This window comes from Furfurilactobacillus milii, from assembly GCF_021654115.1.
Taxonomy (GTDB): Bacteria; Bacillota; Bacilli; order Lactobacillales; family Lactobacillaceae; genus Furfurilactobacillus; species Furfurilactobacillus milii.
The window spans coordinates 204,306-225,646 of the sequence record NZ_JAIWJF010000003.1 but is presented as its reverse complement, the minus strand read 5'-3'; the positions used below and the strand labels follow the sequence as shown (position 1 = coordinate 225,646).

Sequence of the window (21,341 nt, the reverse complement as noted above, 5' to 3'; positions counted from 1 at the left end):
TTTTCAGCCCTTGAAGCAAAAAATCTCCCTGCGCCGAATTAATCTACTACTCGACACAAAGAGATATTAATCAGTTATTATCAGTGGCTTAAAACACCGAAGGCGCTCACACCGTGAGTTCATTCACCAACGTGCTCTTCACGTTCAGCCGCTTTCCGAACTTTTGCATATCGTTCCCGTCCATCATCTGTCAAGATATGGCTGGCCAAGTATTTCAATAACTCATTTTCATCTTGAAATACCCGTGGATTATGTTGTCCGTGAAGACGAAGATCAATCTCGTCAATTTTTAACCGCCCAGTCCAACTATGACTGTACTTTGCAATCAAACGGTTATTGAGCTTCTTCTTACCAAAGCGGAGGACGTACACGTGTTGTGGCACCATCATCGGCCGAATGTACGTCTTCTCATATTTAAACTGACTTGCTTTCAAAAACGTTTTGGTCCGTGCTAACACACGCTCACCTCCAATTTGTCTTTCTTATTTTGCTCATTAATTCACCAATAGTCAATGTCAAATGAACAATTATTTCGTTTTATGGCTTTCTTCTTCGTCAGTCTGAAGGACAGCCATAAATGCTTCTTGTGGCACGTCGACGATTCCGACGGCTTTCATCCGTTTCTTACCGGCCTTTTGCTTTTCAAGTAGCTTCATCCGCCGCGTGCGGTCACCACCATACAGGTGAGCCGTCACATCCTTCCGATAAGCCTTGATATCAGATCGTGCCACTACCTTAGCGCCAATAGCTGCCTGAACTGGGATTTCGAAGTTCTGACGAGGAATAATCGTTTTCAAACGACCAACGATGGTACGACCACGATTGGCTGCAAATTCACGCGCAACAATAAAGCTCAGCGCATCAACTTTATCCCCGTTCAGTAAAATGTCAATCTTAACAAGGTCACCTGGGCGGTATTCATCCAACTCATAATCTAAGGATGCATAACCACGGGTGCTACTTTTAAGGCGGTCAAAAAAGTCAAAGATGATTTCAGATAATGGCATGTAGTATATCACGTTTACCCGGTGATCATCAAGATATGCCATTGTATCAAAGTCACCGCGTTTGCGCTGGCATAATTCCATCACTGCACCAACGTAATCGTTTGGCACCATGATAGTTGCCTTAACGTAAGGCTCATTGATCGTTTTAATGTTGGATGGATCCGGCATTTCAGACGGGTTTTCCACAATTACTTGAGAACCATCTGTCATATCAACATGGTACGTCACAGAAGGTGCTGTGGTAATTAAATCCAGATCAAACTCACGTTCCAAGCGTTCCTGAACCACGTCCATATGCAACATTCCTAAGAATCCACAACGAAAGCCTGAACCCAAAGCCTGCGATTTTTCCGGTTCGAAAACTAATGCTGCATCGTTAAGCTGTAACTTCTCCAAAGCGTCACGCAAATCGTTGTACTTACCATTATCGGTCGGATATAACCCTGCGTAGACCATTGGATTCATTTTACGATAACCCGGCAACGCTTTTTCAGTGGGATTGACCGCGTCTGTGACCGTATCACCCACTCGCGTATCTGCAATGTCCTTAATGGATGCGGTGATATAGCCAACATCTCCGGCCATCAACACATCACGTTTGATTGGCTTAGGTGAGTTAACGCCAACTTCAGTCACTTCATACTCTGTTCCCGAATTCATCAAACGAATGCGGTCACCAGGCTTAACCGTTCCCTCCATAATCCGAAGGCTCAAAACAACACCACGGTAATCATCATAGATTGAATCAAAAATCAACGCTTTTAATGGCTTATCCAAATCGCCTGTCGGTGCAGGCACCTGGTGCACGATTTGCTCAAGAATATCAGTGATCCCAATCCCGCTTTTGGCACTAGCTAAAACGGCGTTAGATGCATCAATGCCAATGTCTTCTTCAATTTCTTGACGAACAACTTCTGGCTGAGCCGATGGCAGGTCAATTTTGTTAATAACCGGCAGAATCTCTAGATCATTATCTAACGCTAAATACGTATTCGCTAATGTCTGAGCTTCTACACCCTGAGCAGCATCTACCACCAGTAATGCCCCTTCACACGCCGCTAATGAGCGTGAGACTTCATAAGAAAAATCCACGTGTCCAGGTGTATCAATTAGGTGAAAGATATAGGTTTCCCCATCCTTCGCGTGATAGTGTAGCTCCACTGCATTTAATTTGATCGTAATCCCACGTTCACGTTCCAGCGGCATGTCATCCAGCACTTGATTCTGCATTTCCCGTTTGGACACAGTATCGGTCAGCTCTAGAATACGATCAGCCAAGGTTGATTTACCGTGATCGATATGGGCAACAATCGAAAAATTCCGAATATGTCGCTGTCGTTCCTGCATTTCCGTTAGATCCATGCACATTTCCTCCCTGTAACTCACGAAGCTAATCTTCGGTATTGTCACACATTACCTTTTGATAACGTTGAATTCTAAACACTTATTATACCAATGATCTTGGCCTGCGACAATTTATATCAAACAAATGGTCGCCTAAAGTTTCTACTAGTGCTCAAACAATCGGCAAGCTTCAATTCGCTAGTATAAAGATAAAGACGTACTCTGCAGTCATTTTACCGCAGAATACGCCTTATCATTCATTTCCATTCAACTGCTTATTAGCGTCGGCCAAATAGACCGCCATGACCAGTTGGAACATCTTCACCACTAGCCTTGGCAAAAGCTTTAAGTGCATCCTTTTGAGCCTTATTGAGACCCTTAGGCGTTTGAACTGTTACTGTAACGCGTTCGTCACCATTGCCATTGCCGCGCAAATGAGGTGCACCCTTGCCGCGCAACCTAAAATTAGTACCGGTTTGCGTACCAGCTGGAATCTTCAAGTTAACATTACCATGTACGGTTTTCACTTCAATTTCGTCACCTAACGCAGCTTGAGCAAACGTCAACGGTTGACTGAAGTAAATATCGGCGCCATCACGCTGAAAATCTTTACTTGGTTGAACCGTAAAGACAATGTACAGGTCTCCGTAAGGACCGCCATTAGTTCCGGCTTCACCTTGACCTTGTAAGCGCATTTGTTGACCATCGTCGACACCTGCAGGAACAGTGACTTCGATTTCGTGGTTTTCAGTATTGTGACCTGTACCGTGACAGGTTGGGCACTTTTCTTTAATTTCTTTACCAGTACCACCACAAACGTCACAAACTTGTTGTGAACGCATCTGACCCAGTGGCGTGTTACGCACTGTTTCAACGTAGCCAGTACCACCACATTTATGACACGTTACTGGAGATGTACCAGGCTTAGCCCCGTTACCACCACAAGTGTGGCAAACTTCTTCACGGTCATATTTAATTGTTGTTTTTTTACCGAAAATGGCTTCTTCAAACTTTAAGCTCATCGAGTACTGTAAGTCCTGACCAGGTTGCGGTGCGCTTGGATTGCGGCGAGATGCACCACCGCCTCCAAACATTTGACTAAAGATATCATCAAAACCGCCAAAGCTTTGACCACCACTAAAACCACCAAAGCCTTGACCGCCGAAACCACCTTGGCCACCGCCGAACTGCTGCCCAGAATCACCATATTGGTCATACTGTTGGCGTTTTTGCGGATCGCCAATCTTTTCGTAAGCATCAGCAACTTCTTTAAACTTTTCCTCAGCATCTGGGGCTTTATTCAAGTCCGGGTGATACTTTTTGGAAAGTTTACGAAACGCCTTTTTAATATCATCCTGAGACGCATCCCGACCCACGCCGAGCACGTCATACGGGTCTCTTCCTTGAGACATGTGTGAACCCCCAATTAAAGCTTGTCATGTCGATAACCTAGTACCGAATACCATGAGCTTCTGCCTTTTGTTTAGTATTGCGTAAGTTTACCACAGAAATGGTCTTCACATACACAAAGAGTCAAAGATGCGCATGCGCCTTTGACTCTTGTAACGCTATTTCTTATGCGAAAGACTACTTCTTGTCGTCAGGGTTAACCTCTTTAAAGTCGCCATCAACCGTCTTGCCATCGCCGTCAGCAGAACCTGCTTGACTGCCATCCTGACCAGCAGCTGAACCATCAGCAGCTTGTCCGGAACTAGCATTTTGTTGATACAACTTAACCGTAAGGTCTTGAACGATCTTGTTCAATTCATCCTTCTTGGTCTTCATTTCTTCAACGTTGTTGTCAGATTGAGCCTTCTTCAATGCATCACGTGCATCGGTTGCCTTCTTAACTTCGTCATCAGAAACTTTGCCCTTAAGTTCTTCCAAAGTCTTGTCAACTTGGAACAATAATTGGTCGACTTCGTTCTTAAGGTCAGCATCTTCCTTACGCTTCTTGTCGGCGTCAGCGTTTTCTTCGGCTTCCTTCTTCATCCGTTCGATTTCATCGTCAGACAAACCGGAGTTACTCTTAATAGTAATCTTTTGTTCCTTGTTCGTTCCCATATCCTTAGCGGAAACGTTAACGATCCCGTTCTTATCAATGTCGAACGTAACTTGAATTTGTGGGACGCCACGAGGTGCAGCAGGAATATCACTTAATTGGAAGTTACCCAATGTCTTGTTATCAGCTGCCATTGGTCGTTCACCTTGGAGCACGTGAATATCAACAGCCGGTTGGTTATCGGCAGCAGTTGAGAATGTTTGACTCTTAGACGTTGGGATCGTTGTGTTACGATCAATCAACTTCGTGAAGACACCGCCCATGGTTTCGATACCAAGTGACAATGGTGTAACATCAAGCAAAACAACATCCTTCACATCACCAGTGATAACACCACCTTGAACAGCGGCACCAAGAGCAACGGCTTCATCAGGGTTGATGGAGTGGTTAGGTTCCTTGCCGGCCATGTCCTTAACAGCTTCTTGAACAGCTGGAATCCGAGTAGAACCACCGTTTAAGATAACTTCGTCAATGTCGTCCATTGATAAGTCAGCATCACGCAGAGCGTTTTGAACGGGTGTCTTAGTCCGTTCGATTAAGTCAGCCGTCATTTGGTTGAATTGAGCACGTGACAATGTTTCTTCCAAATGTAATGGGCCGTTATCACCACTGGAAATAAATGGCAAACTAATTTGCGCTTCATTAACACCTGACAGGTCCTTCTTGGCCTTTTCAGCAGCATCCTTCAACCGTTGCATAGCCATGGTGTCTTTGGACAAGTCCACACCATTGGTCTTCTTGAAACCATCAACCAACCAGTCAATGATCTTTTGGTCAAAGTCGTCACCACCAAGATGCGTGTCACCATTCGTTGACAGAACATCAAAGACACCGTCACCTAATTCAAGGATAGAAACATCAAATGTCCCACCACCAAGGTCGTAGACTAAGATTTTTTCGTCTTTGTCTTTTTTGTCCAAACCATAAGCTAAAGCAGAGGCTGTTGGTTCGTTAATGATTCGTTCAACATTTAAACCAGCAATTTTACCAGCATCTTTGGTTGCTTGGCGTTGGGCATCGTTGAAGTATGCAGGAACAGTAATAACTGCTTGTTCAACCTTTTCACCAAGGTAATCTTCAGCAAAACCCTTGATATACTGTAAGATCATTGCTGAAATTTCTTGAGGCGTATATTTCTTACCTTCAATATCAACCGTGTAGCCTGCTTCACCCATATGACGTTTGATTGAACGAACAGTGTTAGGGTTAGTGATTGCTTGCCGTTTGGCAACTTCACCGACCTGTGTTTCACCGTTCTTGAATGAGACAACGGACGGCGTTGTCCGGTTACCTTCTGGATTAGCGATAATCTTTGGTTGACTGCCTTCAAGAACAGCAACCGCTGAGTTCGTAGTACCTAAGTCAATTCCAATAATTTTAGCCATTTTTATAAACTTCCTTATTATTTAATCTAATCGCTTACTGCGCGACAACGACCATTGCTGGACGTAAAACGCGATCTTTAAGCATGTAGCCCTTTTGAAGCACTGCCACAACGGTGTCCGGTTTCTGATCAGGACCAACCGGTGTGGTCTGGACTGCTTGGTGCAACGTTGGATCAAACGGTTTGTTGAGCGCTTCAATCTCCGTCACGTTGTTTTCCTTCAAAGCATTTTGAAGGTGGTTATACACCATTTCAACACCGTGCTTCAACTGCTTTGCAGCCTCATCCTGAACATCTGTATTCAACGCGCGTTCAAGGTTATCCAACTCGGGAACGACGTCGTGCGCCAGCTGTTGACCATCGTACTTCATCAACTGCGCAGTTTCCTTCTTTTGCCGCTGTTGAATGTTGGCAATTTCTGCCTGTGCTCGAAGTAGTTGATCATCCTTCTCTGCCAACTTATCATTCAGCTTATCAATTTCAGCAGATTGATCAACAGTATCATTTTCCGTTGGCTGTTGAACCTTTTTCTTAATGTCCTTAGCCGTTGGATCCTTCGCTTTAGCTACGTTTGCCTTAGCTTGTTGATCATCTTTTGCTGCTGATGATTGGGCTTCTTTTTTACTTGACAAACTGCCACCTCCATTTAATTTTATAGTCAAACCACTGGTGACTGGTAAAAAACTTAGTCATCCAGGTTTCGATAATAATCCAAAAGCTTAGCGGCCAGTTCTTGTCGGAATGCACCAACTAAACCAATCATCCGTGAATATGGCATCCGCGTTGGACCCAACACGGCAATCATACCTCTTCCGTGGGAACCCACATCGTAAGTTCCTGTAACCAAACTATAATGCTTAAGCAAATCATTGGTAATTTCATTACCAATTTTCACCTGCACCTTATTATCCGGTGGACTTAAAACGCTGGCAATATCATCTGACGTGTCAAACAATTGATACAGCGATTTTAAGTCCTGCGGATTGTGGTTAACAGAAAAGTTCAGCAAGTTTAAGCGGCCACCAACGAAGAAACGTTCCGTAGCTGCTTGATCCAGCACACGACCGAAAATTTGTAAAAAGCCTTCCGGTGTCTGCATGTACTGACCAACTTTCGCGGGGATCTCCACACGTAGTTTGTCCACAATCTCAGTGATTGGCAAACCAACCAACTGATCGTTAATCAAACGAACTACTGTTTCCAGCTGATCGCTGGACATTGAGCGTGGAATCGTGAACGTTTGGTTAGCAACTTCACCGCTGTCCATCACCAAAATTGCCATCACCTGTCGATTACCTAAAGGCACCAACCGAAATCCACTTAGTCTCGCATCCGCCTGTTCAGGCTTGAGCGTGAACGCGGTATATGAGGTCAATTCAGATAACAAATTGGCTGACTCTTCAATGATTTCATCAATCTTATTGAAAGAACCGCTCAATTCATTTTGAATTAACTGGATATCGGCATGTGCCACCGCATCATTATTAACCAGATGGTCAACATAATAACGGTAACCTGCCAGTGATGGAATCCGCCCCGAAGACGTATGCTCTTTTTGAACATAGCCTTGTTCTTCCAACGATGCCATTTCATTGCGGATTGTTGCAGAGCTAACGTGAATTGGCAGGCGGGCTGCGAGGGCCTTAGACCCAACTGCTGCACCCGTTTCCGTATACTCACGCACAATAGCTTGCAAAATCACTTTTTGTCGTTCTGTTAGCGTCTTAATCACCCCTTTTAGCACTTACGCTATTTGAGTGCTAAGAACAGTTACTAATATAACAACTTGGTCAAACAAAGTCAAACAATTTTGGCGACTTCAAACATCTTTTGTTAATTATTTTTTTCAACGCACTTAACCGTCAAATGATAGATCGAATTGCACAGTATCTTCCTTCTAAAAACAATAAAAGAACGGCTTCTTTCCCAATGTGGAAAAAACCGTTCTTTCGTTAAAAGTTACTGTGTCATCGATAAATGTTCAACGGGTCCTTGGATGTGTTTCGCCATGAACGCCCGAGTATCGGCAGCATCCTGATCTAGTTGACGTACCAAAGCGTCAGCACCGTCAAACTTAACTTGACCACGCAGATATGCGCCCCAAGCGACCTTAACCTCTTCACCGTAAACCTCCTGATTAAAATCAAGTAGATTAATCTCGATAGTAACAGGCCGATGTTCACCAAACGTTTCGTTGCGGCCTATTGAAGCCATGCCCGGGTACCATTGCTGACCGATTTGGAGCCACACTGCGTAAATCCCAATGCCTGGCACCCGTTCACTCGCCGTCGGATCAACATTAGCCGTTGGGTAGCCTAATGTCCGTCCACGTGCCTCACCATGGACAATAATTCCGGTAGTTTGGTAGGTGTAACCCAACAACTCGTTGGCTTGTGCCAGTTGACCATCATCAATTAACTGACGAATTCGCGTCGAACTATCCTTTGCCTGGTCAATTGCCACTTGTTTGACCTCGACCACATCGAAACGCCCTTTAGCATAAGTCGGCAATTGTGCCATTCCAGCAATGGCCTTCTTGCCATACGTGTGATCAAATCCGGCAACCACGGCCACCGCATGCAAACCAACCATGTAATCGTCAACAAATTCCTGTGGGGCAACTGCCGACAACTGGGAGGTAAAACTAATTCCATACACAATATCAACACCGAGCTGATCTAATAATTCTAGTTTACGGTCAAACGTTGATAAGTAGCGAAAAGAGTCCACAGATGTTTTGTAAACAATTGAAGGATGATGCGTGTAGGTCAACACCGCAAGTTTGACACCCCGCTCATTGGCCAGTTTACGCGCCCGCTCAATTACCGTCTGGTGACCAATATGCACACCATCGAAAAATCCCATTGCTAAAACAACCGGTCCATCAGGAATTTGTTCTGGTCGGTATGGATGTCGTAAATAAATAACTTGCAATGTTTCGCACCTTCAATATCAAAAATTTTAATTTACACCCATTACAGATGATTCGAAAACATTTTCAGTGGCTTGGCTACTTTGCCGTCAGTTGATAATTGGTAAAGCGCCTTAATGCGATTCTGAAACTTAAGGGCAGTGACCCCTTGATCAACTAATACAGAAGGCGACAAAAAACCGCCGTTTGTCACAATCTGCCACTCAGCTAACGTTAGTTCTGTCACAGGATAGTGGGCCAGCGCGACATCGATTGGCAATAAATACTGATTAATATTGCCCTCAGTCATTGCGTCGGCAACCTGTTCTAAAGTGACTGTTTGTGACAGATCAAAACCGCCACTTTTCAAACGTGTCAAATCACTCATAACGGCGGGGACGCCCAACGCTTCACCCAATTGAACGGAAAGCGTTCGAACATAAGTCCCTTTACCACAGCCAATCTCAAACGGGATCACTTGAGTTCCGTTTTCTTTGTCGAAACTAGTTGGTCCCGTTTGTTCAAAACGATCGACATGAATATGACGTACTGGACGTTCAACTGTTTCCCCAGCCCGAGCGTACTCGTATAGCTTCCGCCCATTAACTTTGACTGCTGAATACATCGGCGGAATTTGATCGATGTCACCAATCAACCCCATCATGGCATGCAAAATTTGAGCGTCGGTAAATGGCTGCATTAAGGGTTTTCGAGCAATCTCCGCCCCATCTAAATCTTCAGTTTCCGTGGCAAATCCCAACGTTACTGTGCCACGGTAAACCTTTCCTGAAGCCATTAAATATGGCACAACCTTCGTAGCCGGTCCCACACAGATAGGCAACACACCATCAACATTGGGATCTAATGTTCCAGAATGGCCAATCTTTTTTGTGTGCAATATTTTTCTCAGTTTAAAGACCACGTCATGACTCGTCATTCCACGCGGCTTATTAATCGGCAAAATGCCTTCCATGGCAGCAGTAACCTCACTTCATCTTTTGAGAATGGGCCAACCTACAGCGGTCCATCAATTTGAATTAATAACGGTCACAATTATAACCTAGCAAAAACTAAAAAGCGACTGCCAGTCTTGGCAGTCGCTTTTTAGGATTAGTCACGTTCTTGTTGATGCAATTTATTAATTAATTCATCAATATGATTACCATACTGAACGGATTTATCTTGCTCAAACGTGATTTCTGGTGTCTTGTAAATGCTTAACCGACTGCCAAGTTCACTACGAATCAAACCACTGGCCTTACTCAATCCAGCTGCAGCCTTTTCGTTATCACTCGCCTTATCGGACAAGATACTGTAATACAATGTTGCCTCTTGCAAGTCGCCCGTTACCTCAACACCGGTAATAGTGACACCGGCTACACGAGGATCACGGACCCGCTTAAGCAAAATATCAGCAACTTCACGTTGAATCTCCTGTTCCAGGCGACCCACACGATAATGCTTATTTGGCATCGTCTTTCACTCCTAACGTTACTTGAATTTACGAGACTATCGAGATTATTCGACGGGAACTTCCTTCATCACGAAGGCTTCGATAACGTCGCCAACCTTGATGTCATTATAACCAGCAATGGTTAGACCAAGATCAAACCCGGCTTTAACCTGCTTAACCTGATCCTTGAACCGTTGTAGAGAGCCCAGCTTACCTTCGTAAACGACGACACCATCACGAACCAAACGAACGCCGGCATCGCTACTGATGTAGCCTTCCGTAACCATACCACCGACAACAGTGCCGACTTTAGAAACCTTGTAAAGTTCACGAACCTCAACCTGACCAGTAACTTCTTCTTTGTAGACAGGTTCAAGCATGCCCTTCATCGCTGATTCAATTTCATCAATAGCGTTGTAGATAACGTTGTGCAAGCGAATGTCCACACCATCGCTATCAGCTTGCGACTTGGCCTGAGCGGTCGGACGAACGTTAAATCCAACAATGATCGCATTTGAAGCCTCGGCTAGAGTAACATCACTTTCATTGATGGCACCAACGGCCTGATGAATAATGTTAACCCGAACACCATCAACCTGAATCTTCTGGAATGAAGTTGCTAACGCTTCAACAGAACCTTGAACATCGGCCTTGATGATAACGTCAACTTCCTTCATTTCGCCTTCCTTCATGGTGTCGAACAGATTGTCCAACGTCACGTGGTTAGCATGAGAGCGTTCTTCAACTAAGGCACGTTTAGCACGTTCCTCACCAGCTGCCCGAGCAGATTTTTCATCTTCAAAGACAACAAACTTGTCGCCGGCTTCTGGTACATCGTTCATCCCAGTGATTTCCACTGGTGTTGCAGGTGTAGCTTCTTTAACAGTCCGACCACGATCATTGTTCATGGTTCGGATCCGTCCGTAAGTGTTCCCAATAACAATTGGATCACCGACCTCAAGCGTACCTTCTTGAACCAAGACAGTGGCAACAGGGCCACGACCCTTGTCCAAACGTGCTTCAATAACTGAACCGAGAGCACGTTGTTCTGGATCTGCCTTGAGTTCCATCAAGTCAGCTTGCAAAAGAATCATGTCCAACAATTCATCCAGGTTCTTATCGTACTTGGCTGAAATTTCAACAAAGATGGTATCGCCACCCCAGTCTTCAGGAATCAAATTGTAAGCAGACAACTGTTCAATAACATGGTTCGGGTTGGCACCTGGCTTATCAATCTTGTTAACGGCCACGATAATTGGCGTCTTAGCAGCCTGCGCATGGTGGATAGCTTCAATTGTTTGAGGCATAACACCATCATCAGCAGCAACGACCAAGATCGTAATATCAGTAATGTCAGCACCACGTGCACGCATAGCGGTAAAGGCCGCGTGTCCTGGTGTATCGATAAAGGTAATCTTACGACCCTTTAATTCAACTTGATAAGCACCAATCTTCTGAGTGATCCCACCGGCTTCACCAGCCGTAATGTGAGAATTACGCAGTTGATCCAACAGTGTTGTTTTACCATGGTCAACGTGGCCCATGATTGTTACAACTGGTGGACGTGGTACTAGCTTAGTTGGATCAGTTGTCGATTGCTCTTCGAAGAATTTGTCGATATCGGCAATATCTTCCTTAGGCTTTTCTTGAGCCTCAATACCGTAATCCGCTGCCAAAATTTCAATGGTGTCCTTATCCAAACTTTGGTTTTGGTTAACCATGACACCCAGCATGAACAATTTCTTAACGATTTCCGCGGTCTCACGGTGCAAGATTTTACTCAAGTCCTGGGCGTTCATGCCAACGTCATACATCAATACATCTGGTAATGGACGTTCCTTACGGGTTGGTGCTGGCTGTGCTTGAGCAGTCTGCTTGATCCGTTGGTTACGTTTATTACGCTTCTGGTGTTTTTGTCCATATTGCTGTTGGCCACGACCACCACGACGGTTGTTATTGCCAAAACGATTACCGTTACTACTGTTACTGAAACGGTTATTACGACCACTACCATTGCTGTTGGTGTTGGATGATGATGCACCAGCGTTAGCAGTTGGTCGGCTCGAAGTGCGCGAACTCGTGTTGCGCGAGTTGGTGCTGTTCCGGTTGTTTGAGTTACCAGAATTGTTGGAACCGTTGTTGTTACGTGAGCCATAACTACGGTTATTGTCACGGCTACCGTTGTTAGTGTTGCTACCATTACGGTTGTTGTTACTGTTATAACCACCACTACGTCCGTTTGAATGCGAACTGTTGGTACTACCATTACGGTTAGCCGTTGTGTGATTGTTATTGTTATTGCGTGAACTATTATTACCGCCATTACGTTGATCAGTGTTTCTAGCAGCCGGTCGAGACTGAGTTGGTCGACTCGTCGTATGAGCAGCAGCAGAACGCGGTGCATGACTTGTAGCGGTTGTCTTAGCAGCCGCCTGCGAACGTGGCGTCGTTGACTTAACAGCTGACGAAGCAGTCACTGAAGTTGCAGTGGACTGAACAGCTTGTGATGTCGCTTTAGCCGCAGTACTCGTTGCAGTTTGTGAAGCAGACGCTTGAGAACGTGGCGCAGTTGACTGCTGTTCTTGTTGACGCTTTGTTTGACGATTATTCGTCCGTGGATTACTCAAATTCATGATCCGCCCTTCGCCGTGTAAGTTGGCCCCGTTTCGGCCAAAATTAGTATGGCGACGGTCCGATTTCTTATTATTGTTGATCAAATGGTGAACGACTTTGCGTTTAGGTGCGGTATCACCAGACTTTTCATTTGCCGCTGCATTGGCAGCCTTCGCTTGAACAGTCGGTTTAATAATCCCACGTAACGTCTTTTCTTGAGCATCACTAATGGTCGCCATGTGATTATTAAAACTCATCCCCTTGGCGCTTGCCTTCGTTAGGAGCTCCTTGCTGGAAACATTAAGTTCCTTCGCGAGTTCATAGATTCGCTTATTGGCCATCCTTTCACTCTCCTCATTTCATTTTATCCAATAACGTTTGCATTTTTTTGGCAAAACCAGCGTTGCTGACGCCCAATGCTGAACGTTGTCGTCCTGTAGCCTGACTCAGTTCCGCAACACTAAATGCGGTACTGACCGGTACATGGTAAAAGCTTGCTTTATCAGTTAACTTCTTTTTTGAGCTTGCGCCCATGTCATTTGCAACCCACAGAAAACGAATATTACCTGCTTTAATCGCTGCTAATACCATGGGTTCGCCTGTAACCAACTGGCCCGCCCGTTGTGCCAGGCCAAGAAGGTTTAATAACTGCTGTTCCGGGGTCATTTGTGATCGTCCCCGAACAACTCGCGCCGGGCTTGCTGGTGATCGACGTAAGCAATTAGCTCTTCATAGAAGGCGTCATCAACTTTCATCCCAAACGCCTTGTCCAAGCTATGCTCATGTTGTGCCTTTTTAGCCGTCGCTGTATCAATGGTCACATAGGCGCCACGACCATTTTGCTTACCCGTTGGATCGATTGTGACTTCATTTTCCTTATTCTTGACCACACGAATCAAGTCCTTTTTCGGAAACATGTCGCCACTGACGATGTCTTTACGCATGGGTACTTTACGCTGATGCATCACAATTCCCCCTTAAGGTTAAAAACTAGTGCCAGTCTACTTTTCGGACTGATCGTCGTCTTCGCCCTTTTCAAAATCGGGCTTGTCGACCTCAACGTCTGATCCAGCTTCAACATACTCCTGATCATCCGCATCTTCAAACAAGTTGGCAGCTTCAGTTTCTGACTTAATGTCAATCTTGAAACCAGTCAGCTTAGCAGCTAAACGGGCATTTTGTCCACGTTTACCAATGGCTAATGACAATTGATAATCTGGAACAACAACCGTGCAGGCCCGCTCGTTTTCAGAATCAAACACAACGTCAACAACTTCAGCCGGGTTCAGTGAGTTTGCAACGTATTGCGCTTCGTCATCCACCCATTCAACGATATCCATGTTTTCGCCGGATAATTCATTAACGATAGATTGGACACGCTGACCACGAGGACCAACACAGGTACCAACAGGATCCAAGTTAGGATCGTTAGACTTTACGGCAATCTTAGCACGATCACCAGCCTCACGGGCGATCGATACGATTTCAACAGTCCCATCATAAATTTCTGGCACTTCTTCTTCAAATAAGCGTTTTAGTAACTCAGGGTGTGTCCGGCTAACGAACACTTGTGGTCCCTTAGGGTTATTTTCAACCCGTGAAACATAAACCTTGATCTTATCGTGCATCTTGTAAGTCTCGTTTGGCATCTGGTCTGAACTAGCCATAACGGCTTCTACCGTATTAGAACCACTGCCTAACGTGACGTACAAGTAACGCGTGTCTTGGCGTTCAACTTCACCAGTAACGACTTCATCCATGTACTGACTATATTCATCGTAAACCAAACCACGTTCAGCTTCACGAACTCGTTGCATGATGACTTGCTTAGCAGTCTGAGCGGCAATCCGACCAAAGTTCTTCGGTGTGACTTCAAACTTGATTTCATCACCAATTTCATAGGCACGGTTAATGGCAACGGCATCTTGTAGACTTACTTGCAACTGGTCGTTTTCGACATCTTCAACCACAGTTTTAACTGCGTAGACCTTGATGTCGCCTTTACGTTCATTAAATTCAACATCAACGTTAGCAGCCTGATTATAATTCCGTTTGTAGGCAGAAACTAACGCGGCTTCCAACGCTTCGATAACGACTTGCTTTTTGATCCCTTTTTCTTGTTCAAGAGCGTCTAGCGCCCCAACCAATTCTTTACTCATTTCCTAGTACTCCTTACATGAACCGTCAGGATAACGATTCGCGACTTTAGCCACGATCGCTGTGTCAGTTGTGTTTTAAATACCACTAAAATCAATCGCCAAACGGGCACTTGCAATGGCTTTACGTTCAATCGTCACTGTTTTAGCAACCCCTTTGACTTTATAATTCAACGTTAATGTTTCCGGCGTAAGTTCAGCCAAAGTACCTTCAAACACCTTCACTTTGTTAATCGGTTGATACAGTGAAATGTGAATGTACTGATTAACTGCGCTTTCAAAATCGGCCTCTTTTTTAAGTGGCCGTTCCGCGCCTGGCGAGGAAACTTCTAAATAATAAGCTTGGGGAATGGGATCTGGGTCAGCGGCATCAAGCTCCGCACTCAGAGCATCATTCACGATGACACAGTCATCAATGGTAATACCGCCTTGTTTGTCCACGTAGACGCGCAAATACCAGCTTTTACCCTCCTTGACAAATTCAACATCCACAAGCTGAAAATGATGTTCGTCAACGATGGGCTGAACCATCTGGGTAACCGTTTCTGTCACACTGCTCAAGTTTTCCACCTCCTCATTTAGCCCTGAAAAAAGAGCGAGCCACGAATGGCTCACTCTTAGATTAAGAGTCTTAAATTACATGTCATAGTGTATCATCCCAGCGCCAAAAACACAACCAACGGCACCAATCCAAGCATTTTGAGCGTGTTCGGTATAAAATATGATCAAGTTCAACTGATATTGAGGAGGGGTATCATGCTTTTTTCGCCACATCATATTTCATTGCTGACCGGTAACGCTTCCGTTAATGCACAATTTTACATTCAAGTACTCGGTCTTAGACTCGTTAAAAATTCCGTCAATCAAGAAGCCATTCACATTAGACACCTGTATTACGGTAATAATTTGGGCGAGCCTGGCAGCGTTATCACCTTTTTTGTTTTAGATCGCTTAGGCCAACGTCAGGAAGCAAACCACGGACTAACAGGCATTCGGATCGGCATCCCTCGAAACACGACGTCCTATTGGCAAAAGCGGCTTGAGACGGCCAACTTTCATCCACAGCTCATCGCTAGCGGGTTAATAGTTACAGACCCGGATGGTGTTTTGTTAACCTTCGTCGAAGTGGACCGTCAATTAACGGATCGCCAACATGTGCCAAATGACGTTCCCGTGGAGAATCAAATAGTGGGTCTGCTTGGAACCAATATTGACTATGTTAATTATTCAGAAACAGTCACCTTCTATCATGATTGGCTGGGGCTCAACGACTTTAATCATCAAATTCCCCTTCCATCGAGCGGCGCAACCATCACCCTAACATCAGCGCCTGATTCAAATCATCGGTCACGAATGGGCCGCGGCAGCGTTGATCACATCGCATTACAAGTCCCGGATCAATCAACACTGTTTCATTATTACAGGCGGGCACAATCACTCGGTTTGGATATTGAACTTTATCGTGATCGGGGCTGGTTTCAAAGTATTTATGTTCGTGACCCCTCCGATAACCGCATCGAATTAGCAACTACTGCACCTGGTTTTGCATTGGAAGAACCAGCCTCGACTATGGGTCAACAACTGTCGCTACCGCCCCTTTTTGCTGACCAAACAGACACTGTCAGACGTTGGTATGATAAACACAATGTAAAGTTCGACGAAGCAGAACGTTTTGAAAACGAGGCCACCCTTAACCAAAGCAAACTGCTGACAAGCGACCTACGATAATCATTACTGAACTGAAAATCAAAAGAACGAAACAAGATCCGATATGCGTTCACTTTGAACGTGGTAGAACCGTAAATATGCCCTATTCCTCAAGTTCAGGAATAGGGCATATTTGAATTAAGCATGAAGCTTTTCAAAATTTTAGGAGCAAGATGACATCTGCATCATTTACTCTAAATAGGCAACTGTTACACCCACACTCAGTTCAGATTTTGACAGATGAAACACTGACGAGTCCGTTCAGACATTAAAATAGGCTCAGCTGATTTTCGTCTGGTAAATCATCTAGCACGTGGTTCTCAGTCAGAAAGTCAATAATCGTGGCAGAAACTTTACCACGTTTGCTTAGATCTTCTTTGGACAGGAATGGCTTTTCTTCACGGGCAGCCACAATCTGTTTAGCAACGTTATCGCCCAAACCGGGAACTGCATTGAACGGAGCAATCAATGAGTCTCCGTCAATCAACCAGCTCTGCGCGTCCGAACGTTCAACATCAATCATCTTGAACTTAAAGCCACGCTCCATCATTTCGTTAGCCAATTCAAGCACCGTTAACAAACTCTTTTCCTTGGTCGATGCATCGTTCCCTTTGTCCATAATAGTTTTCATTGATGCCTTAACCGCATTTTTACCACGCGACATGGCAACTAGATCAAAATCATCAGCACGAACAGAGAAGTAAGCAGCGTAATACAACATCGGGAAGTAAACCTTAAAGTAAGCCACCCGTAACGCCATCAAAATATAGGCAGAAGCATGCGCCCTTGGGAACATGTACTTGATTTTTAGACAGGAGTCAATATACCACTGTGGCACATTTGACTCTCGCATGGCTGCTTGCCATTCATCAGGAATCCCGCGACCGTGACGCACAGATTCCATGATTTGGAATGACATTTCTGAATCCAACCCGTAGTTAATCAAGTCGGTCATGATGTTATCACGACAACCAATCACGTTAGCAATTGTAGCCGTGCCATCTTTAATCAACTCTTCCGCATTACCCAACCAAACGTCAGTCCCATGTGACAGGCCTGAAATTTGTAGCAATTCAGAATAGTTCTTCGGATGTGTTTCCTCAAGCATTCCACGAACAAAGCGAGTTCCGAATTCAGGAATGCCCAGTGTCCCTGTTTTACTGAAGATTTGTTCTTCTGTAACACCTAGCACCTCTGTGCCAGAGAATAACCCCATCACACCAGGATCGTCTGTAGGAATCGTTTTTGGATCGATACCTGACAAATCTTGTAATGTCCGGATCATCGTTGGATCATCATGCCCCAGAATATCCATTTTCAAAATATTGTCATGAATTGAATGGAAATCGAAGTGAGTTGTCTGCCAAGCAGCATCTTGATCATCGGCAGGGTATTGGATCGGCGTGAAATCGTAAATATCCATGTAGTCCGGCACAATGATAATCCCGGCCGGATGTTGACCCGTCGTTCGTTTGACACCCGTGGCGCCACTCGACAAACGGTCGATTTCAGCCTGGCGGAAAGTAACGTCATGATCACGTTCATAGGCTTTAACGTAACCGTAAGCTGTCTTATCAGCAACCGTTCCAATCGTCCCGGCACGATATACATTGTCCTCACCGAACATGACTTTAGTATAGTTATGCGCAATGGGTTGATAGTCTCCGGAGAAGTTCAAATCAATATCTGGAACCTTGTTTCCTTTAAATCCAAGGAATGTTTCAAACGGAATGTTCTGGCCATTTTTCTTAAGCAGCGTGCCACATTTAGGACAGTTCTTATCCGGTAAATCATAGCCAGAACTGTATTCACCATGCGTAAAGAACTCACTGTACTTACATTCTGGGTTGGGACACAGATAATGAGGTGCCAGTGGATTGACTTCCGTAATGCCGGCAAACGTCGCCACAACGGAAGAGCCAACCGACCCACGGGAACCAACCAAGTACCCGTCCTTGTTAGATTTATGCACTAACCGTTGTGCAATTAGATAAATAACAGAGAACCCGTTTCCAATAATCGACTTTAGCTCACGGTCGACACGTTTTTGCACGATATCTGGCAATGGGTCACCGTATAGTTCATGAGCCGTGTCCATTGTCCGTTCACGGATTTCATCCTCAGCACCGGCCATTCTTGGCGTGTACAGCTTATCCTTCAGAGGGTGTACGTCTTCGACCATATCAACGATTTTATTCGGATTGGTAACAACCAATTCCTGTGCCAAATCGTCCCCTAAGAAACTAAATTCTGACAACATTTCGTCAGTAGAACGAAAATGAACATCTGGCAATGAATGACGATTAAGCGGATTAGCGCCACCCTGCGAACTAATGAGGATTTTCCGATAAATGGCATCGTGAGGATCCAAGTAATGAACATCCCCTGTCGCCGCAATCGGTTTATCCAATTCATGAGCGATTTCAACCAGTGACTTAATAATCGCCTCAAGTTTTGCATTGTCGTGAATTAACTCACCCTCGATTAAGGGTTTGTAAACCGGTTTGGGTTGAACTTCCAAATAATCGTAATATTTTGCTCGCTTGAGTGCTTCAGCTTTTCCCTTTTGCATGGCCGCTTCGAATACTTCACCAGAGGAACACGCTGAGCCAACGATAAGCCCTTCGCGTAAACGATTTAGTTCACTCCGCGGTACACGGGGTACCCGGTAGAAATATTTCACATTCGACAGCGAAACAAGTTCAAATAAGTTCTTCAGACCAGCCTGCGTTTTTGCTATCACAGTTGCGTGAAACGGTCGCGCATGTTTGTACGCGTCATTGTCACTCATGTGTTCATTCAACTGATCATGATAAACAATGTCATAGCGTTCTTCTGCGTCTTTCAAGAAAATCATTGCTAAATGACCAGTTGACTCAGCATCAAAGATGGCACGGTGATGATGTTCCAATGAAACATTAAATTTTTTAGCCAGTGTATTCAGACGATAGCCTTTTAACGTCGGGTATAAAAACCGTGCCAGCGTCAAGGTATCAATAATCGGATTATCAATTTCTGGCATATTATGGCGCACATAACCGGTATTCATAAAACCGACATCAAATGTCACGTTATGACCGACCAAAATATCGTCGCCATACCAATCGCGGAACATTTTGAAGACTTCTTCTTCGCTCTTTGATCCAGCCACCATATCATCCGTAATACTCGTTAAGTTAGTGGTCGTATCAGACAAGTGAAAACCAGGGTCAATGAATTCCTCAAACTGATCAATGACGTTGCCATCCTGCATTTTAACGGCAGAAAGTTCGATAACTTTATCGTAAATGGCTGAAAGACCAGTCGTTTCAACGTCAAACACCACGTATTCGTGACCTTTGAGCACCTCATGCGCGTCATTGATCCCAATTGGCTCACCATCGTCAACCAGGTTAACCTCCACGCCATACAGCATCTTAATGCCTGCCTTTTCAGCGGCCTTAAAAGCTGCAGGAAAGCCTTGAACACCAGCGTGATCCGTGATTGCAATCGCCTTGTGCCCCCATTTTGCGGCTCGGCTGACAAAATCGGCAATGTTATTCGTAGCATCCATTGTGCTCATTTGAGTATGGAGGTGCAATTCTACCCGTTTACCATCTTCTGGCGCAGTGTCTTCTCGTTCGGTATGAGAAACCACCTGCAAATCGTTGGCAATAATGGCTAAGTCTCGTGAGAAGTTATCTTCCTGAACAGAACCGCGAACTTTAACCCACGCCTTTTCAGGAATGGCCGCAAAATTAGCTTCATCATCTTCATTCCGTGAAAACTTCTTCACGATGAAAGATGAGGTATAATCCGTGATCTTTATTGTCAATAATTGCCGGCCCGACCGAAGCACTCTAATCTCTTTTGCGAACACGTACCCTTCAACGGTCACACTACGTTCTTCTTCAGTAATTTCATCCATTCGGCGAACTGGTTCATCATCTTTAATTTTTCGACCCATACTAACCGGGCCGTTTACCGTTGGCGCAGCTGAATGTTCAGCCTTGTTTTTGGCAATGACAGCGGCCGCCTTGGTGACCATTTCTTCGTCTCGTTTTTCTTTAGCTGCTTGAAAGTCAGCAAGCTGTTGTGCTGAGGCGGCTTCATCAACTGTCGTTGCAAATGACAATTCGGGAAAACCTAATCGCTGATACGTTGTAACTAAAGCAGTCAATGTATCACCGCTAAGAAAATCTGAAACAACTTGATTGGGCGCCGTAATGATCACCCGCTCGCCGTCCATAGTTGGCGCAGTGCCTTCACACAATTGTCGTGCAAACTGCTCATTCAATCCGCTATGACTAACTGCCCACGTCCAGTACCGTGCAATGGTTTCAATTTCAGCCTGTGCGTCATTTGAGGCGATATGAAAGTTCACCGCCGCAATCTCATCAAACGCTTGGGTAAGTCGCTGTGAAAAGTTCATAAACGTTTCAAACGGCAGAATGTGATCAAAATGAAAACCAAAACTCCAAGTCCGACTCTTTTCATGAACGACCATATCTGTAATCTGCGCGTTCGCAAATGCTGCGTCGTTCGCCTGGGACTCGAGATTTAGTTGGTCTAGTAATTTAATAAAAAGCTCGTGTTGATTTAACGCCACGAAAATGCGGCCTCCCCACATGAATGTTCTTAAGTAGCCAATTATAAAATAATCGTTTTTCAGTACAGTACACACAAGTCGAACCCTGATGGGAAAATACCCTAAAGGTTCGACTT

At 44.9% G+C, this 21,341-nt stretch carries 16 protein-coding genes; 1 reads left to right on the top strand and 15 read right to left on the bottom strand.

The features are described 5' to 3' along the window. Positions 1 to 119 precede the first annotated feature (119 nt). The 14 genes from LDK34_RS05515 to rimP form a co-directional block, all read right to left on the bottom strand. Positions 120 to 458 carry a hypothetical protein gene (locus LDK34_RS05515; RefSeq protein WP_161001226.1) on the bottom strand — a complete coding sequence of 113 codons (339 nt, stop codon included), beginning with the start codon at positions 456 to 458 and terminating at the stop codon, positions 120 to 122. A 69-nt stretch (positions 459 to 527) separates the two neighbouring features. After that, positions 528 to 2,369, bottom strand: a complete 1,842-nt coding sequence (gene lepA, locus LDK34_RS05510; RefSeq protein ID WP_178942444.1) for a translation elongation factor 4 — start codon at positions 2,367 to 2,369, stop codon at positions 528 to 530. A 260-nt stretch (positions 2,370 to 2,629) separates the two neighbouring features. Then, positions 2,630 to 3,763, bottom strand: coding sequence for a molecular chaperone DnaJ (gene dnaJ, locus LDK34_RS05505; RefSeq protein WP_236941547.1), 1,134 nt, complete (start codon positions 3,761 to 3,763; stop codon positions 2,630 to 2,632). Between the two features lie 175 nt (positions 3,764 to 3,938). Then, positions 3,939 to 5,804, bottom strand: coding sequence for a molecular chaperone DnaK (gene dnaK, locus LDK34_RS05500; protein ID WP_152323444.1), 1,866 nt, complete (start codon positions 5,802 to 5,804; stop codon positions 3,939 to 3,941). 28 nt (positions 5,805 to 5,832) lie between these two features. Continuing rightward, positions 5,833 to 6,429 (bottom strand): nucleotide exchange factor GrpE, encoded by a 597-nt coding sequence (grpE, locus tag LDK34_RS05495; protein ID WP_178942442.1) that lies wholly within the window; start codon positions 6,427 to 6,429, stop codon positions 5,833 to 5,835. A 53-nt stretch (positions 6,430 to 6,482) separates the two neighbouring features. Next, the gene (gene hrcA / locus LDK34_RS05490) at positions 6,483 to 7,526 is read right to left on the bottom strand and encodes a heat-inducible transcriptional repressor HrcA (RefSeq protein ID WP_026017153.1); all 1,044 of its coding nucleotides are present in this window, start codon (positions 7,524 to 7,526) and stop codon (positions 6,483 to 6,485) included. A 230-nt stretch (positions 7,527 to 7,756) separates the two neighbouring features. Continuing rightward, positions 7,757 to 8,731, bottom strand: coding sequence for a riboflavin biosynthesis protein RibF (gene ribF, locus LDK34_RS05485; protein ID WP_178942441.1), 975 nt, complete (start codon positions 8,729 to 8,731; stop codon positions 7,757 to 7,759). Positions 8,732 to 8,772: 41 nt separating this feature from the next. After that, positions 8,773 to 9,681, bottom strand: a complete 909-nt coding sequence (truB, locus tag LDK34_RS05480; protein WP_178942440.1) for a tRNA pseudouridine(55) synthase TruB — start codon at positions 9,679 to 9,681, stop codon at positions 8,773 to 8,775. Positions 9,682 to 9,818: 137 nt separating this feature from the next. Then, positions 9,819 to 10,181 carry a 30S ribosome-binding factor RbfA gene (gene rbfA / locus LDK34_RS05475; RefSeq protein ID WP_017261976.1) on the bottom strand — a complete coding sequence of 121 codons (363 nt, stop codon included), beginning with the start codon at positions 10,179 to 10,181 and terminating at the stop codon, positions 9,819 to 9,821. A 45-nt stretch (positions 10,182 to 10,226) separates the two neighbouring features. Beyond that, the gene (gene infB, locus LDK34_RS05470; RefSeq protein WP_178942439.1) at positions 10,227 to 13,115 is read right to left on the bottom strand and encodes a translation initiation factor IF-2; all 2,889 of its coding nucleotides are present in this window, start codon (positions 13,113 to 13,115) and stop codon (positions 10,227 to 10,229) included. A 13-nt stretch (positions 13,116 to 13,128) separates the two neighbouring features. Then, the gene (locus LDK34_RS05465) at positions 13,129 to 13,440 is read right to left on the bottom strand and encodes a YlxQ-related RNA-binding protein (protein ID WP_161001220.1); all 312 of its coding nucleotides are present in this window, start codon (positions 13,438 to 13,440) and stop codon (positions 13,129 to 13,131) included. Continuing rightward, complete coding sequence (rnpM, locus tag LDK34_RS05460) at positions 13,437 to 13,739, bottom strand: RNase P modulator RnpM (protein WP_161001219.1); 303 nt, start codon at positions 13,737 to 13,739, stop codon at positions 13,437 to 13,439. The genes LDK34_RS05465 and rnpM overlap by 4 nt, the downstream gene beginning before the upstream one ends. A gap of 36 nt (positions 13,740 to 13,775) precedes the next feature. Continuing rightward, positions 13,776 to 14,933, bottom strand: a complete 1,158-nt coding sequence (gene nusA / locus LDK34_RS05455) for a transcription termination factor NusA (RefSeq protein ID WP_017261980.1) — start codon at positions 14,931 to 14,933, stop codon at positions 13,776 to 13,778. 75 nt (positions 14,934 to 15,008) lie between these two features. Then, positions 15,009 to 15,491, bottom strand: a complete 483-nt coding sequence (gene rimP / locus LDK34_RS05450) for a ribosome maturation factor RimP (RefSeq protein WP_161003111.1) — start codon at positions 15,489 to 15,491, stop codon at positions 15,009 to 15,011. A gap of 195 nt (positions 15,492 to 15,686) precedes the next feature. Between rimP and LDK34_RS05445 the strand changes: the two genes are divergently transcribed. Further along, entirely contained in the window at positions 15,687 to 16,658 is a 972-nt protein-coding gene (locus tag LDK34_RS05445; RefSeq protein WP_236941546.1) for a VOC family protein, read from the top strand. A 247-nt stretch (positions 16,659 to 16,905) separates the two neighbouring features. Here LDK34_RS05445 and LDK34_RS05440 read toward each other — a convergent pair whose 3' ends face one another. After that, entirely contained in the window at positions 16,906 to 21,225 is a 4,320-nt protein-coding gene (locus tag LDK34_RS05440; RefSeq protein WP_178942437.1) for a PolC-type DNA polymerase III, read from the bottom strand. Positions 21,226 to 21,341: the final 116 nt, after the last annotated feature.

Bases quoted from the DNA above. Each gene is read 5' to 3' on its own strand.
- lepA (WP_178942444.1), bottom strand. From the start codon at position 2,369: ATGGATCTAACGGAAATGCAGGAACGACAGCGACATATTCGGAATTTT.
- dnaJ (WP_236941547.1), bottom strand. From the start codon at position 3,763: ATGTCTCAAGGAAGAGACCCGTATGACGTGCTCGGCGTGGGTCGGGAT.
- truB (WP_178942440.1), bottom strand. From the start codon at position 9,681: ATGGAAGGCATTTTGCCGATTAATAAGCCGCGTGGAATGACGAGTCAT.
- rbfA (WP_017261976.1), bottom strand. From the start codon at position 10,181: ATGCCAAATAAGCATTATCGTGTGGGTCGCCTGGAACAGGAGATTCAA.
- infB (WP_178942439.1), bottom strand. From the start codon at position 13,115: ATGGCCAATAAGCGAATCTATGAACTCGCGAAGGAACTTAATGTTTCC.
- LDK34_RS05465 (WP_161001220.1), bottom strand. From the start codon at position 13,440: ATGACCCCGGAACAGCAGTTATTAAACCTTCTTGGCCTGGCACAACGG.
- rnpM (WP_161001219.1), bottom strand. From the start codon at position 13,739: ATGCATCAGCGTAAAGTACCCATGCGTAAAGACATCGTCAGTGGCGAC.
- nusA (WP_017261980.1), bottom strand. From the start codon at position 14,933: ATGAGTAAAGAATTGGTTGGGGCGCTAGACGCTCTTGAACAAGAAAAA.
- LDK34_RS05445 (WP_236941546.1), top strand. From the start codon at position 15,687: ATGCTTTTTTCGCCACATCATATTTCATTGCTGACCGGTAACGCTTCC.